Below are 15,173 nucleotides of genomic sequence, written 5' to 3'. Positions count from 1 at the left end.
TGCTTATATCGGTCTTCCCGGGAACCCCCAAAGGCCAAAAATCAGACAATTACAGGATAATATCATGAAATATCGTGCTTTCGCAGGCACATTGGTCGCTGCGTGCGCCCTTGTTGCCCCTGCATTTTTTTCCTCTGCACAGGCGGAAGAAGATCCCCTCACCTATATCATAGTCACCGGCCAGCGGGACATGGAGACAACCGATACCATCGACCGTGAAAAGGAAATTATTTCCTCACCCGATGCGGCATCCCTGGTTGCCCGGGCACCGGGTGCCGCCTTGATCGACAATGGCGGCCTTTCCGGTCAGGTCCAATATCGCGGGATGTTTGGTGATCGAATATTGGTCCGCGTTGATGGCCAGCGATTTTCTTCCGGCGGCCCCAATCTCATGGACCCGCCGCTTCACTATGCGCCCTTGCCACTGGTCGACAGAATTGAACTGGATCGCGGGATCAGTCCGGTCCGTAAAGGGCCCGGTTTGGGCGGCGGTGTCAACGCGGTGCTGAAGCAATCACACTTCAACGACAGCGGAGCCATGCAACCGACAATTGACCTGACCGCTGGTTATCGCAGCGGCGACAACGGTTATTTGCTTGGCGGCATCGCCGGGCTTTCCAATGACCGTCTGAAATTCGGCGTTATCGCGTCCTTTGAGGAAGGTGATGACCAGCAATTTCCCGGCGGCACCATCGCTTCAACCAGCTTTGAACGGTTGACCTATGGCGCAATGGCAGGACTGAAGGTCGGCAATGGCAATATCACCCTTTCCTATCGCAGACAGGAAACCAACCCGACTGGCAATCCCCCCTTCCCGATGGATATCCAGTATTTTGACACTGATTTCCTGAGCATCGCATATCAAGGGCAATTGGCTGATGGATTATATCTGGAAGTCGATGCTGGTCATGTTGCCGTTCGCCATTTGATGGATAATTTTTCGCTGCGACCCGCCCCTGCGAGCCCGATGCAGTTACGTGCAACTTTCGCAGATTCCGACAGCAGCACCGCCGCGCTGGGATTGCGTATCGGCGAAAGGGACCGCCATGTCCGTATCGGCGCAGATGTCGAGACGGTCGACAAGGATGTGCGTATCACCAATCCGGCAAACTCAGATTTTTTCCTGACGTCTCTGACAAATATTTCAGGCTATAGGATAGGTGCTTTTGTCGAGGGTCGCACCCGCTTGGGACCGGTTGAAGCAGAGTTTGGCCTTCGTTTCGACCATCACCAGATGGATGCCGGCAGCCCGCAATTGGGAAGCGCGGTGCCGATGGGCCCCCGTATTCTTGCAAATGCCTTTACCGCTGCAGATCGCGACTGGTCTGACGGCACCTTTGACGCCGTTGCCCGGCTATGGGCTCCGCTCGGCGCATTTACCCCGCGCCTGACACTGGCGCGCAAAACCCGCGTTGCTAACGCCATCGAACGCTTTTCATGGCTACCTACGGGCGCAAGCGGTGGTCTGGCAGATGGCAATATTTATGTGGGCGATCTCAATCTCGACAATGAAAAAGCATGGATTGCAGAAATTGGATTCGATTATGAAAATGCCGATTTTTACGCAAGACCGACGCTTTTCTATCGCCGCGTCAATGATTTCATTCAAGGCGTTCCTTTCGACGCGACACCCGGGGTTGTGGACAGTCCTGTCGAGATGATTGCAGCTTTGAACGGTGATGCAACGCCGCTGCGCTTTGCCAATGTCGATGCGGAACTTTACGGTCTGGATATTGACTTTGGTTGGAATATTGCTGGCTCGCTCCATCTCGACGGGACCGCCAGCTATGTTCGAGGCAAACGCCGTGACATAGATGATAATCTGTATCGCATCGCACCACCCAATGCGCGCATGGCTCTGTCTTGGCAGGAAGAAACTTGGCGCGCAGGGATCGAACTGCATGCCTTTGCCGACCAGAATAAGGTTTCGGCCACCAACGGCGAAGAAACCACCAATGGCTATATGCTTGCTGGCCTTTTCGGCCATATTGCGATTACTTCGAATCTGTCGCTTGATACCAGCATCGAAAATCTGCTGGATAATGACTATTCCCAGCATCTCGCAGGCTATAATCGTGTGAGTGGTTCCGATGTACCGTTAGGCGCCCGGATTCCCGGTGCGGGACGGTCTGCCTTTATCCGATTACGTTGGACGGGTTTGTAGTTATCGCAACCGGGAAATGAATCAATTGTGCTCCGCACCAAGTGCGGAGCACAAACTTTAGACTATTCCGCTGCCTCCATCATTTCAACCATCTGTGGACCACGGATCAAACCACCAGGACGTTTGTCTGTCACGACGCCGCCCTTGAAGGTTATTTCGCCCGACTTGATCGTGTAATCATAGCCATCCGCTTTTTGCAGCAAACGTTTGCCGCCAGCTGGCAAGTCAAATGCCAGCCAAGGCTTGCCTAGCTTGATACGGTCCATATCGATCACATTCACGTCAGCGAGATAGCCGGGTTTCAGGACCCCGCGGTCGTTCAGGCCATAGAGGCGCGCAGTGTCGAGACATTGCCGCTTGATCGCATTCTCGATGGTAATAGTTCCGCGTTGCCGGTTCTTCACCCAATGTTCGAGCATGAAGGTCGGGCTCGCGGCATCGCAGATCGTGCCACAATGGGCACCGCCATCGGAGAGACTGTTCACCGTATCATCGGCATGTTGCAACGGATGGAGAAAGTCGAGATTGCCGTCAATATAGTTGAGAATCGGCAGATAAATGAGGCCTTTGCCGTCATCAGACATCAACAGATCATAGGCATATTCTGCCGGGGTAACGCCAGCAGCGTTGGCGCGCGCATTGATGCTTTCCTCAACGGTCGGCTCATAATTGAAACCATCATCCATTTGATAGTGCATCGCCCAGCCATCCGTGACAATGAACTGCACCGGTGCCATATCGACATTTTCTGCCGGTAGACTGGCCTCACCAATCAGCTTAGCCCTGAATTCAGGATTGCTGAGACGGGCATATTTTTCTTCCCACGGAAGGTCGGCGATCGTTTCCCAACTTGGCTTACGGACAAACGGATGGACCGTTCCCTGCCACGCCATGATGATTCCGTTGCCGCGCAAGGCGATCTGCGCGACAATGTTCGCGCCGTTGTCGTTTTCTGCGCGCATATTGGCAATTTGCTCTTCGAGCGGCTGGTCTTTGGCAATGGATTGCAGTGCCGCGAACGTCACCGGCAAACCAGTCTCCCGGCTCAGATCGCCCATCCAGCCAAATTCATCCCACTCGCGGTTGAGATCGCTCGCCATCTCGAAAACGCCATAACCCACGCGGCCCATGGCGCGGCCGATGCCGATTAATTCTTCTTTGGTGGCGGTGGTCCCCGGAACCAATTCTCCGTCGACCGACCGATGGAGCACCGTGCGTGATGTGGAAAAGCCCAACGCACCGGCTTTCAAGCCATCTTCAACGATCTTCGACATTTGCTCGATATCATCGTCAGTGGGAACCGCGCCCGGCTTCTCCCGATCGCCCAATACATAGGCACGGATTGCGCCATGCGGCACATGGGTGGCCACATCAATCGTACGCGGCAGCTCTTCCAGCGCATCCATATATTCGGGGAACGTTTCCCAGTTCCATTTCATTCCCTCGGCCAGCGCCGTGCCTGGAATATCCTCTACGCCTTCCATCAAGCCGATCAGCCATTCATGCTTGTCCGGTTTGGCGGGCGCAAATCCGACACCGCAATTGCCCATGACGACGGTCGTGACACCATGCCAACTGGATGGCGCCATTTCATCATCCCATGTCGCTTGTCCGTCATAGTGCGTGTGCACATCCACAAAGCCGGGGGAAACAATCTTGCCGGTAGCGTCAATTTCTTCTCGGCCTTGTGTCGTCACTGTACCAACCAAGGAAACACGGTCACCATCAATGGCAACGTCGGCCGTGAAAGGCGCACCGCCTGTGCCATCAACCACCGTTCCGCCGCGAATTACCAGATCATGCATCGAGTCTCTCCTGATTATTTTTCTGAGCAATAACAGATTTAACTGGATGATTAAAGCTGTCTCCTGCTATCTGTTTGATCATGGTAAGAACAGCATCTTGGAACCCTGATCCGGCCAGTGGTATTGCAATCAATTGGGTCGAAGCCAACGGCCAGACATTTGAAGTGGCGCAGGCCGGTGAGGGCAAGAAATTGGCGCTTTGTCTCCACGGCTTTCCGGAACTGCACTATTCTTGGCGCTTCCAAATTCCATTGCTGGTCGAGCAAGGCTATCGCGTCTGGGCTCCGAATATGCGCGGCTATGGCGGATCGAGCAAACCAACCAGCGTGCGCGATTATGCGCTGGATCATCTCTGCGCAGATGTGGCTGCTCTTATTGACGCCAGCGGCGCGGAAGAAGTCACGCTAATCGCGCATGATTGGGGCGCGATTGTCGCTTGGGCTTTTGCGATCCAGCAAATCCGTCCGTTGAAACGGCTCGTTATCATGAATGTGCCCCACCCGATGGTTGGCCGGCGCGAGATACGCCATTGGCGGCAGCTCAAGCGCAGCTGGTATATCTTCTTTTTCCAAATTCCCTGGCTACCGGAATTTCTGATTTCGCGCGGGGGTGGCAAAGCTATTAAGGGGGCTTTCTCTAATATGGCATGCGACCAAAGCAATTTTCCAGCCGAGGCTTTGGAGGTTTACGCAAAGGCCGCCATGCGCCCCGGATCGCTGACTGCTATGCTCAACTATTATCGCGCCTTGCTCCGGCATGGAGGTATAGTTGATGTTGAGGATAAAGTGCTCGACATCCCGACGCTGATGATCTGGGGCGAGGAAGACAGCGCGCTGAATATCAAATGCACCGAGGGCACGGAGCAATGGGTTCCCAATCTGGAGCTCCATCGCCTACCAAGCGTTTCCCATTGGGTGCAACAGGAAGCCCCAGAGAAGGTCAATGCAATTTTGCGAAAGTGGCTAGGCTAAAAATCTGCCTCGATGAGTTTGTATTTCAGTCCAAATTGTTTCCGGATCAGAGTCTAACTCACTTAAGTCAATTTTACCTGAGAATCCCTTTGTCGACGCGAACATAAGGTTGTGATTTTCATCTAGATTCAATCGTTTGATCTCTTCCCAACCCATCGTCACAGGGCTTCCATGCCAACTCAGAACGATTATCCCATCAGCTTTTACCAGCAAGGCTGGAGTACCCTCCTTCGCAGCATGGTACTTGCTCCTAATTATGCTGAAAAAGAAGTAAGGTAGCCACCAGCTAACCATAGCAACAAGATACATTCCATAAGCCTCAATGAAACTTTCTGATCTCTGTTCGGGATCAAGAAACGAGATAATCGCAGCAACCGAGAGAAATCCGGCTATGGAAACCGAAATCAACGCCCATCGATAATCGAGCAGCGATGGCAACTTTTTGTATCGATACTCGTTCAACAAACTATCCGCTGAACAATGCCAGTCATTGATAGAGTCACTTCCGCGCCGCAATCATATCCGCAATATCGGTAAACTTCTCTCGCGGTGCTCCTTCTCGAGCATTGGCAACCTCGGCTTCCTCAATCTTTTTCCAGTCCCGAAATGTTACCGCTTCAACACCCCGGCGTTCAAACAAACGGTCTAGCCCCTTGCGGCCCTCTTTGTTGTTCCCGGACCCGATATCTTCTGCGACCGCTTCGATGATCGCAAAGCCATCCGGCTTGTTCGTTCCAATGGTTCCGCTCGGCCCACGCCTTGCCCAACCGACGCAATAAAGCCCCGGCAAAATCCGGCCATCGACATTGGCAAAGCGGCCGCGGCCATGCTCGTAAGGCACACCTTCAATCGGCGGCGTTCGATAACCAATACAGCTGATCACCATGGAGCAATCGAGCTCATAGCGTTCGCCAGTTCCTTTGGAACGCAGGTCTGCATCCAGTTCGGTTTTTTCGATGATCAGCTTTTCAACTTTTCCATCGCCTTCAATCGCGACCGGCATGGCAAAAAAATCAAAATCAATCTTCACCGGTTTGTCGCGCAATTCGCCTGCGCGCGTAAAAAAGCTTCGCAAATGGGTCACGGATTTGCGCATGCCGGGCTCCAACATCGCATCGGCGCCTTCATCTGGAAAATCCAGAGTGTCTATAACCGGCCGAGCCCGCTCCAAATGACCCAGCTCTCCCAATTCCTTGGGTGTCATAGCAATTTGATGCGGCCCGCGCCGCCCGAGCAGTGTGATCTTCTCGATATTACTTTGCTTCAGTTGGTCAAGCGCATGCGCAACAATATCGCTGCTGGCAAACTCAGCTTCCGTCTTCGCCAAAATGCGCGCCACATCCAGTGCGACATTGCCATTGCCGATCACCGCCACGCTTTTGCCGTCCAATGGTGGATCCAAATCTCTGAAATCAGGATGTCCATTATACCAACCGACAAAGGCCGCGCTGCCGATCACACCGGGCAGATCACTACCCTCAATGTCCAGAGCGCGGTCATTTGGAGCGCCCGTCGCCAGTATCACCGCATCGTAAAAGCCCTGTAGCTCCTCAATGCTGACATCCTCTCCGACAGTCACGTTCCCGGCAAAATGTACATTGTTGCCCAATGCCGTTTTTTCGTATCGCCGCGACACCGCTTTGATCGATTGATGGTCGGGGGCAACGCCAGTGCGGATCAAGCCAAAAGGAACAGGCAGCCGGTCGATAATGTCGACAGTCACATCATCGCCATATTTTTTTTGTGCCGCCTCAGCCGAATAATAGCCCGCTGGCCCCGACCCGATGATCGCGATATGCCGCATGCACTTTCCTCCCAGACTCAAGGTCATTTATCTTTTTACGCATGCTAACGGCATAATTATAAAAGGAAAGAGTTACGGCCCATTCCTATCTTTTCTATTGGCAGACAGACAAAAATCAGCATGTCTAAAACGTGCTATAGATCACAACCACAGGAGCGTATCACCGGTACAACACTGAAAAGAACCCATAAAGCATGCTAGACTTTGTATCATCGCGTAAATTTTGGGGTCGTAAACTTCTCTGCCGCGTGGCATGGAGCTGTTCGGTTCAGCTCTTCGGTGCTGGCAGGGTATTTTAAAACTGGAGGGAATATCATGTTGAAGAATATTATTACTGCCTTAGCCGTTTCATCCATCGCACTTTCAAGTGGTGCTGCGATGGCCGCTGGAAAATCCAAAGGACAAAAGGCGCAAGAACGCGGCGTAGCCGAAATCCCCGTTTGCTATAAAAAGCTAGGCACTATCGCCATTGTCGAACCGGAACAACGCTGGTGGGTTAGCTACGAGCTAGGTTCTCCTGAAGCATTGATTAAAACATTTGTTGCGCGGTCCGGCTGTTTTGGTCTGGTTGACCGTGGCCGCGGTCTGGCCAGTAGGGCTGTTGAACGGGCCTTGGCCGATTCCGGAGAGCTGCAGCGCGGTTCCAATGTTGGCAAACGGCAAGTAAAGGCCGCTGATTATGTGATGGTTCCTGATATCATTTCTGCCAACGCCAATTCCGGCGGGGGCGGTGTCGGCGGTGCCCTGTTGGGCGGCTTGGGACGCCGGGCTTTTGGCGGTGTTTTTGGCGGTGTTAAGGTCAATAAAAAAGAGGCCAACGTTACCCTTTCATTGGTCAACGTACGGACCACAGAGATGGAACGCATTACAGAAGGCTATTCACGCAAATCTGATCTGAAATTTGGCGGCGGTGGAGGCGGCTTCTTTGGCGGCGCACTGGCGGGTGCTGCTGGCGGTGGTTATACCGACACGCAGATTGGCCGCGTTATGGCCCTCGCTTATCTTGACGCTTATACAAAAATGGTGACGCAACTTGGCGGTCTTCCCGAAGACCCAAGTGCGGCTGCACCCGAAGCGGAATGAGGTCATTGCACCGTGTAGGATGATTTATCCCCGGCAAGGCGCGCACTTTGTCGGGGATTTTTACGGGAGACTGGCGCTATGAATAGATTTGCAATCGCTTTTATTTCGGCAGGTCTGTTTGCGGCATGCACCGCTTCTGCGGAGCAGGCAAAACCCTATGAGCAGCATCCCTCAGAAACTCTGCTGGTGGGCAACAAGGGCGAAGACACTTTAAGCTTTATCGACCTTAAGACCGGCCGCGAAATAGCCCGCCGCGATACAGGGAAGAACCCGCACGAGGTCGCTATTTCACCGGATGAACGTTTGGCCGCGGTTGTTTCTTATGGCGCTGAGCATATTGATATTTTTGATATTTCCACTCATGAAAAAGTGGAAACTATCGCCCTCACTCCGAACAAAAACCCCCACGGTATTGTTTGGTTAGACGATGGCCGGATAATTGCCTCGACTGAAGGCAGCAATAGCATTGCCATCGTCTCCCCACCGAGTGGCGAAAATCAGGCGCGCCTTGTCAGTCAAATCTCGACCGGACAGAAAGGCAGCCATATGCTGGTAGTAACGCCAGATAAAAGCCGCCTCTTTGTGAGCAACATGCAATCGGGAACCGTCAGCGTTATTGATCTCGCGAAAGGCACCAAGATCAAAGATATTCCGGCCGGTACGGAGCCGGAAGGCCTCGCCATCACGCCCGACGGAAAATCGGTCTGGGTAGCCGATCGCCGGGGAGATATGCTGCGAATAATTGATGTCAATAGTCTGACCGAAGTGGCGCAGCTAAAAACCGGAAAATTTCCGATCCGCGTGGCTATTAGCCCCGATGGAAAAACAGCTGTCACCTCCAACCTTGTTGATGGCTCAATCGGTTTATTTGACGTCGAAACACGACAACCCAAGGGTAGCATCACGGTAAGTGGCAATCAGGATGCGGCCCAGGTCACGATACTCTTCTCGCCTGATGGCAAACGGCTCTATGCTGCCGAAACCGGACTGAACCGTATTGCCGAAATCGATATGGTCTCCGGGAAGCTCATCGGCCGGCTGGCGGGCGGCACCAATGGCGACGGGCTGGGCATTGCCGGAACCCGGGAGGTGCCCACCGACCACTAAAGCAAAGCTCTGAAAGACTGACGATAATATTTTTCTAGGGTCGCACTTAGGAAGATAGCAATGCAAAAACCGTTTAATCCCCTGCAGGCCCGCATGCTAAAAGCTCTGGCCGAAGCCATGTTTCATGGAACTCCAATGGCGATCTCCCCATCCCAAATGGTCGAAAATCTTCAGGAGCATTTCTCAAATATCGACGGCGATAAGCCTAAGGAAATCGGGCTAGCGCTTTACGGGTTATTCCTGATCCTGGGCGGGCCGTTTTTCTTCCTCGCGCCTCCGAAGCTCCGGCAGACATTGATCCGCCGACGCTTGCAGAACAGCCGGGTTGATCTTTTTCAGGATATTGCTCGAACGAAAGGGGTGATCCTGGCCGGTTATTATGGACACTGGGAACATGGCGATGAAGAGGCCAATTTCGACAATCCGATTTATCAGCGATTGAAATATCAGTTGCCCGCACAGCGTGACCGATCCGCACCCGATGAACTGCCGATAAAACGCGAAGCCAAACGCGATCTGAAAACAGAAGTCTTTGTTGGCCATGACGCGATACCGGAAGCCGCTGATGTGATCGTCATCGGTTCGGGTGCTGGCGGTGCGGTGGCAGCTGCGTCCGTCGCTGATGAAGGTCACGAAGTCTTGATCCTCGAAGCGGGCCACAACTATCCCTCGTCCCGTATTACCCATGAAGAAGCGCGGATGACGGCCCGTTTGTTTAAGGACGGCGCGCTGCAGACAACCAAGGACCGGGACGTGATCATCTTTCAGGGCCGCGTTGTGGGCGGATCAACCGTCATCAACAATGGCATCTGCCTTAGAATGAAGCATGCTGGCTTGGTCCATCCGCAAGCCGAAGATGTCTATAAAACTTGGGCTAGTCTTGGTGCGCCGATTAGCGAGTCAGAGCTGACAACCAGCTATGAGGCTGTCGAGGGAGCGCTGGAAGTTTCCGAAATATCAGCCATATCAGGGCGCAATAACGGTCCGCATCTGATCAATGGCTGGAACAAATATGCAGCGCAGTCGAGCGATCCAATGGACAAGCAGGCCATCACCGCCTGGTTCCAGAAAAACTATGGTCCGAAAACGCCAGATAGCGAATGCGTCTATTGCGGCTATTGTAATACCGGCTGCCCCTATGGTCGAAAAAAAGCGATGCCGGAGAGCTTTCTGACCCATGCCACCAGTACCGATCGCGACAAACCAGCGCGCATCCTGGACGGCGCAGAGGCCACTGAAATCATCTGGAAAGTTGATGACAGCGGGACTCGCATTGCCGAAGCCGTTGAAGTTACTTTGCGCGATGGCCGCAAGCGCAAAATAGCCGCACGCAAAGGCGTTGTTGTTGCTGCAGGCGCCTTGGCTTCCAGCAATTTGCTGATTAACAGCGGCATCGAGAATTCCGGTGATGGAATATCACTCAATATCGCCTGCCCGGTCGTCGCGCTCATGCCTGAGGGACAGGATATGAATGTCTGGAACGAAGACCAGATGGCCACTTATGTTGATCGTGGTGACTATTTGATCGAAAGCCATTTTCAGCCACCCATGAGCATGGCAACGCTGGTTCCGGGATGGTTCGACGAACATTTTCGACGCATGCTGAACTATAACCGGTTGGTCTCTGCGGGCGTGCTGTTTCCGGCAGACCGGCTTGGCAAGATGGACGGCGGCAAACTGAAACTGAAAATCGGAGAGCCAGAACTGGCCCTGCTCCGTCGGGCGCTCGCAACAATGACCAAGGTGCATTTTCTGAATGGCGCGATCGAGGTCTATCCCGCGCTGCTCAAAGGCCAAACGCTCCGTCAAGGCATGACCGATGCCGAAATTGATGCGTTTTACGAAAAGGCCATTGTCGAACCTGACGATGTGGTGCTGTCCAGCTCCCATCCCCATGGCGGCAATGCGATCAACGCCGATCCAGCCAAAGGTGTCGTGGATCTCGACCAGCGCGTCCATGGTACGACCAATGTTTATGTCACCGATGCCAGCGTGATGCCAAGTTGCATCCGCGTCAATGCACAGCTGACCACAATGGCGATGTCACACCGGGCAATGGCGGGAAAGAAGCGTTTTGGATGATATATTTGGTTGGACAGCTCTAACAATGGACAACAATTATCCATTGAGAAACGAGACGCCGACTTTCGTCGGCGCCTCGCCCCTATCGGTTAGCCTCCAAAGGGAACCGAACTGTGATGTAGGTTGATTTTCAGCTCACCATCGGCACCGCGCACATATCCAAAGCTATATTCCACTTTGGTATCGTTGCCGTCGGTATCGGTGAAGTAATAGTTGCCCATGGCCATTGCGCTATCGCTATCAACGACGGTGCCTTCGTTTTCCCAACGCACAGCAGTCCATGGTTTGATCGCGAAGCCTTTGTCTTCAGAACCTTCCGTGCCGACAAAGTAACTCATTGCTTCTTCAAAGGTGCCGCGGAACTGATCTTCGGCTGCCAGAGTTGGCTTGAAAAGAATAGTCGCACCGTCGCCATACGCATAGAATTTCTTGATATGCTCGTCAGCAGCGGCCCGGTAATCACCTTCTTCAGTGAACGCTTTTCCAATAGCAACAATGCCTTCTCCCCATGCTGTTTGCGCAGCAGTTACTTCTTCAGCGGTTATTGGTGCCGCTGCCTCTGAACTTTCCGCCGTAGCGTCCGCTGAGGTCGTCTCAGACGTGCAAGCTACGAGAGCCAACGGGGCTGCTGCAAGCAGAATAGCAATTTTCTTCATATTAATTTCCTCGTTCAATTTAGCGCCAAACTCAACCATGTGTGGATACATAAAACTACATGTTGATCTAGCAAAAAATACCAAACCCCAACTCCTGTTGAATTATACTAGCCAGGGAGATTTCATGTTACACTCCAATTGTCACACCGAATAGGCCTACTCGGTGCGACCCGGATATTGACCCGACGGCATCGAAGGGCAAATCAAAAATATTAGGTACTTTTGATAGATATCATCAATGATTGATTCTGCCTGTTCCTGCTGTAGGTCAGTATCAAAGGCGAAAGTTTTGGGAGCGCTGCACTGGTTCCGTGGATCGATACTTTACATCACCGCTATATCGTCTAATCGAAGCGCCAAGAGATATTTGGAGACTTTGTAATGCGTGCGGAAGCTCAAGCGCATGTGGATCGGATCAGCGCTGCGCTGGACCTGCTGAAAACTTCGCTGAATTGGGACGTTGCATTGCGGCGGCTGGACGAGTTGAACGCGCGGGTTGAAGATCCAACATTGTGGGATGACCAAGGCGCCGCCCAAGCGGTGATGACCGAGCGGCGGCGACTGGACGAATCCATTACCGCCGCGCGCGAAATTCAGCAGGAAATGGACGACGCGCTTGAATTTATCGAGATGGCCGAGGAAGAAGGCGACGCGGGGCTGGCCGACGAAGGCGTCGAAACATTGAGCAAGCTTGCCGACCGCGCCGACCGTGACAAGGTCCAGGCACTATTATCTGGCGAGGCCGACAATCTTGATGCTTATCTCGAGATACATGCTGGCGCCGGCGGAACGGAGAGTTCGGACTGGGCCGAGATGCTGCTGCGCATGTATCAGCGCTGGGCCGAAGCACGCGGTTATAAAGTCTCCATGGTCGACTATCAGGCGGGTGATCAGGCCGGCATAAAATCCGCCACGCTCGAAATTAAGGGCGAGAATGCCTATGGTTTTGCGAAGACCGAAAGCGGTGTCCACCGGCTCGTCCGCATCTCTCCATTCGACAGCGCAGCCAAACGCCACACCAGCTTTTCCAGCGTCTGGGTCTATCCGGTGATCGACGACAGTTTCGAAGTCGAGATTAACGAAAGCGATCTGAAAATCGATACCTATCGCGCCTCCGGTTCCGGCGGCCAGCACGTCAATACCACCGACAGCGCTGTGCGCATTACCCACCAACCCACGGGCATTGTCGTCGCCTCGCAAAATGACCGCAGTCAGCACAAGAACCGCGCCACCGCGATGGGCATGCTCAAAGCGCGCCTGTTCGAGGCCGAGCTGCAACGGCGCGAAGCCGAAGCCAGCGGCGAATATCAGGCGAAAACGGATATCGGCTGGGGCCACCAAATCCGCTCCTACGTCCTGCAACCCTATCAGATGGTCAAGGACCTGCGTACAGGCGTGACGAGCAGTGCGCCATCAGACGTGCTTGACGGCGCGCTCGATCCATTTATTGCCGCCGCTTTGTCGCAACGTGTGACGGGTGAGACAGTTGATGTCGAGGATGTGGAATAGGGCTACAGCCTTGCATCTGTTCGGAACCAGACAAAGTATGCAGAACAGAAGAAGTGAGGCAGCGAATGAGAATTGAATTTTTCTAGTTTGCTTTTACAGCCAACGCAGTGTCAACTTTGGTCACTCCGCTTTGTAACCAAATGCTTCTTCCGCCATCTTAACCAGTTCGGGATCTGCTTCGGGCAATTCATCCGGCAACGCGGCTTCCAATGTTTCCGCGACATAGGTCATGGCAGCAATCCGCGCGGTCTTTTTGTCGTTTCCGTCAATGACCTTCCACGGCGCCCAGCGCGTGTCCGTTTGTTTGAACATGTCCTCGATGGCATTAACATAATCCGCTCGTTTGGAACGGTTACGAAAATCTTCCGTCGTAATTTTCCATCGTTTGTGCGGAATGCTTAAGCGTCGGGCAAATCGCTTGTCCTGTTTATCCTGTGTCACATGGAAGAAAATCTTGATCAGATTGATCCCGCTATCAATGCGCTGCGCTTCAAATTCGTTGATTTCATCATAGGCGCGTTTCCATTCGGTTTCACTGCAAAAGCGCTCGACACGCTCAACCAGAACGCGGCCATACCAGCTGCGATCGAATATCGTGATATTGCGCTTTGCTGGTAGTTTCAGCCAGAAACGCCAGAGGAAATGATGGTCTTTTTCAACCTGTGTGGGAGCGCCGATTGGGCATACTTCGAAATAGCGCGGGTCCCATTCACTGGTCATGCGGCGGATGGATCCACCCTTGCCTGCTGCGTCCCAGCCTTCAAACACGATCATCGACCGGCTGCCATGAATGATATGCTTGAAATGAATCTGCGCGAGCCGTTCCTGTAACTGCTTCAGTTTCTTGTCATAATCGCCATCAAAATCCTTGTCAGATTCATAGTCGGATAATTTGATCGTCTTGCTCATACTTGGTCCCGCAATGTCCTTCAGCCCGCTCTTACGGACATGATGGCATACTATAGGATATGGAAAAGACCGAATCGATTAACCCTGTTTGGATTAATTGGATTCGGCCGTGGCCAAGGCCTCTACTGACTCCGACCGGGCATAGCGCAAGTCCATGTCATCCCTCGCGCGTTGGCGATCTTCGACGCGGCGGATTGCCTGACCGATTTCGCTTTTGTTGCCCGTCAGTTGGCCTGCCTCGTCATAGAATGCCAACGCCATATCGAGCGCACCGGCTTTCTCTGCACAAAGGCCGCGGTTGAACGCTATCGAGACATGGGCACTGCCATTGGCAGCGACCTCATCCCACATGCGGCAAGCTTCCTGCTCATCCGTCTTGGTCATCTTTACCGCTGCTTTAAAAAATTTGGCAGTTGCCTTGTCCATACCTTTGCGGCTTTCCAGCACCCGAATATTCTGAAGCCTTTCGATCGGGGCAAGGTCACGGCGCACGGCATAAGCGGCGCTATCGATCATTCTGCGGATGACCTCTTCGCTGCTGGCAAAGCTTTCCTTTCGGCCGCATACCGTTTGTTCATCGCTATTCGATTTGCGGTCGGAATAAATCGTCTGGCCATTGCTGAACCGGGACATTCTGATTTGCGCTTGAAAATCGATCACCCTTTTGAGGCAGGACACTTCAATGCTTTTGCGTTTCTCGCACTTGCCCTTGTCATTGCGTTCCACACAGCGATCGCGATAGGCCGTTGTCGGATATTCTTCGACACCAGCGGTCGCGGTTCCCGACAATGTCCCCTCAGGCTCAATAGCTGAGCGTCCCGTCATGATCTTAAAATAGGACGCGCCATCAATCTCTATATTGTTCAGCTTGTCCTCGATAGCAAAAGCCAGCGCGGTGCCGTCACTGCCGCCAAAGCGATCAATCGCAATCGACTGAATTTCCGCAATATCATCCGCCCGTGCCGCATAGAGGCCCTCTATGCGCAACGTTTCTGCCTGCGCCGCCGTTGCCAGACACAGCGCGCTCAATCCAGCAAACGCCGCTTTCCCGGTAGATAGAATTCGCATCATATTGCCCCTCTA

The 15,173-nt window shown here is 53.3% G+C and carries 12 protein-coding genes; 6 read left to right on the top strand and 6 right to left on the bottom strand.

From position 1 onward, the window contains the following. Nucleotides 1–64 precede the first annotated feature (64 nt). Complete coding sequence (locus tag ACO6S1_RS14265; RefSeq protein ID WP_422343299.1) at nucleotides 65–2,164, top strand: TonB-dependent receptor plug domain-containing protein; 2,100 nt, start codon at nucleotides 65–67, stop codon at nucleotides 2,162–2,164. Between the two features lie 62 nt (nucleotides 2,165–2,226). Here the strand turns inward: ACO6S1_RS14265 and ACO6S1_RS14260 are convergent, their stop codons facing one another. Further along, nucleotides 2,227–3,969 (bottom strand): N-acyl-D-amino-acid deacylase family protein, encoded by a 1,743-nt coding sequence (locus tag ACO6S1_RS14260; RefSeq protein WP_422343298.1) that lies wholly within the window; start codon nucleotides 3,967–3,969, stop codon nucleotides 2,227–2,229. Nucleotides 3,970–4,049: 80 nt separating this feature from the next. Here ACO6S1_RS14260 and ACO6S1_RS14255 point away from each other — a divergent pair, with 80 nt between their 5' ends. Beyond that, nucleotides 4,050–4,940: an alpha/beta fold hydrolase gene (locus ACO6S1_RS14255; RefSeq protein WP_422343297.1), complete on the top strand. Its 891-nt coding sequence runs from the start codon at nucleotides 4,050–4,052 to the stop codon at nucleotides 4,938–4,940. On the opposite strand, the gene ACO6S1_RS14250 is transcribed toward ACO6S1_RS14255, so the two are convergent. Together ACO6S1_RS14250 and ACO6S1_RS14245 are read right to left on the bottom strand one after the other, a co-directional pair. Then, entirely contained in the window at nucleotides 4,932–5,402 is a 471-nt protein-coding gene (locus ACO6S1_RS14250) for a hypothetical protein (protein ID WP_422343296.1), read from the bottom strand. The two genes, ACO6S1_RS14255 and ACO6S1_RS14250, sit on opposite strands and share 9 nt — an antisense overlap. 37 nt (nucleotides 5,403–5,439) lie before the next feature. Continuing rightward, nucleotides 5,440–6,744: an FAD-dependent oxidoreductase gene (locus ACO6S1_RS14245; protein ID WP_422343295.1), complete on the bottom strand. Its 1,305-nt coding sequence runs from the start codon at nucleotides 6,742–6,744 to the stop codon at nucleotides 5,440–5,442. Between the two features lie 315 nt (nucleotides 6,745–7,059). Here ACO6S1_RS14245 and ACO6S1_RS14240 point away from each other — a divergent pair, with 315 nt between their 5' ends. From ACO6S1_RS14240 to ACO6S1_RS14230, 3 genes are all read left to right on the top strand, one after another. Then, on the top strand, nucleotides 7,060–7,827 hold the full coding sequence (locus ACO6S1_RS14240; protein ID WP_422343294.1) for a CsgG/HfaB family protein: 768 nt from the start codon (nucleotides 7,060–7,062) through the stop codon (nucleotides 7,825–7,827). Nucleotides 7,828–7,905: 78 nt separating this feature from the next. Then, complete coding sequence (locus ACO6S1_RS14235; protein ID WP_422343293.1) at nucleotides 7,906–8,934, top strand: beta-propeller fold lactonase family protein; 1,029 nt, start codon at nucleotides 7,906–7,908, stop codon at nucleotides 8,932–8,934. A gap of 60 nt (nucleotides 8,935–8,994) precedes the next feature. Further along, entirely contained in the window at nucleotides 8,995–11,016 is a 2,022-nt protein-coding gene (locus ACO6S1_RS14230; RefSeq protein ID WP_422343292.1) for a GMC family oxidoreductase N-terminal domain-containing protein, read from the top strand. Nucleotides 11,017–11,105: 89 nt separating this feature from the next. Here the strand turns inward: ACO6S1_RS14230 and ACO6S1_RS14225 are convergent, their stop codons facing one another. Then, a complete protein-coding gene (locus ACO6S1_RS14225) occupies nucleotides 11,106–11,672 on the bottom strand; it encodes a phosphoribosyl-AMP cyclohydrolase (protein ID WP_422343291.1) in 567 nt (188 codons plus the stop codon). 381 nt (nucleotides 11,673–12,053) lie between these two features. Here ACO6S1_RS14225 and prfB point away from each other — a divergent pair, with 381 nt between their 5' ends. Further along, the gene (gene prfB / locus ACO6S1_RS14220) at nucleotides 12,054–13,181 is read left to right on the top strand and encodes a peptide chain release factor 2 (protein ID WP_422343290.1); all 1,128 of its coding nucleotides are present in this window, start codon (nucleotides 12,054–12,056) and stop codon (nucleotides 13,179–13,181) included. A gap of 120 nt (nucleotides 13,182–13,301) precedes the next feature. On the opposite strand, the gene ACO6S1_RS14215 is transcribed toward prfB, so the two are convergent. Next, the gene (locus ACO6S1_RS14215) at nucleotides 13,302–14,090 is read right to left on the bottom strand and encodes a polyphosphate kinase 2 family protein (RefSeq protein WP_422343289.1); all 789 of its coding nucleotides are present in this window, start codon (nucleotides 14,088–14,090) and stop codon (nucleotides 13,302–13,304) included. Nucleotides 14,091–14,183: 93 nt separating this feature from the next. Then, nucleotides 14,184–15,161: a hypothetical protein gene (locus ACO6S1_RS14210; protein WP_422343288.1), complete on the bottom strand. Its 978-nt coding sequence runs from the start codon at nucleotides 15,159–15,161 to the stop codon at nucleotides 14,184–14,186. Between the last annotated feature and the right edge of the window lie 12 nt (nucleotides 15,162–15,173).

Origin of the sequence: Parasphingorhabdus sp., from assembly GCF_965233695.1 — a bacterium.
In the GTDB taxonomy this organism is placed as follows: domain Bacteria; phylum Pseudomonadota; class Alphaproteobacteria; order Sphingomonadales; family Sphingomonadaceae; genus Parasphingorhabdus.
The sequence above is the reverse complement of the archived record's forward strand: the minus strand, read 5'-3'. Positions and strand labels throughout refer to the sequence as shown.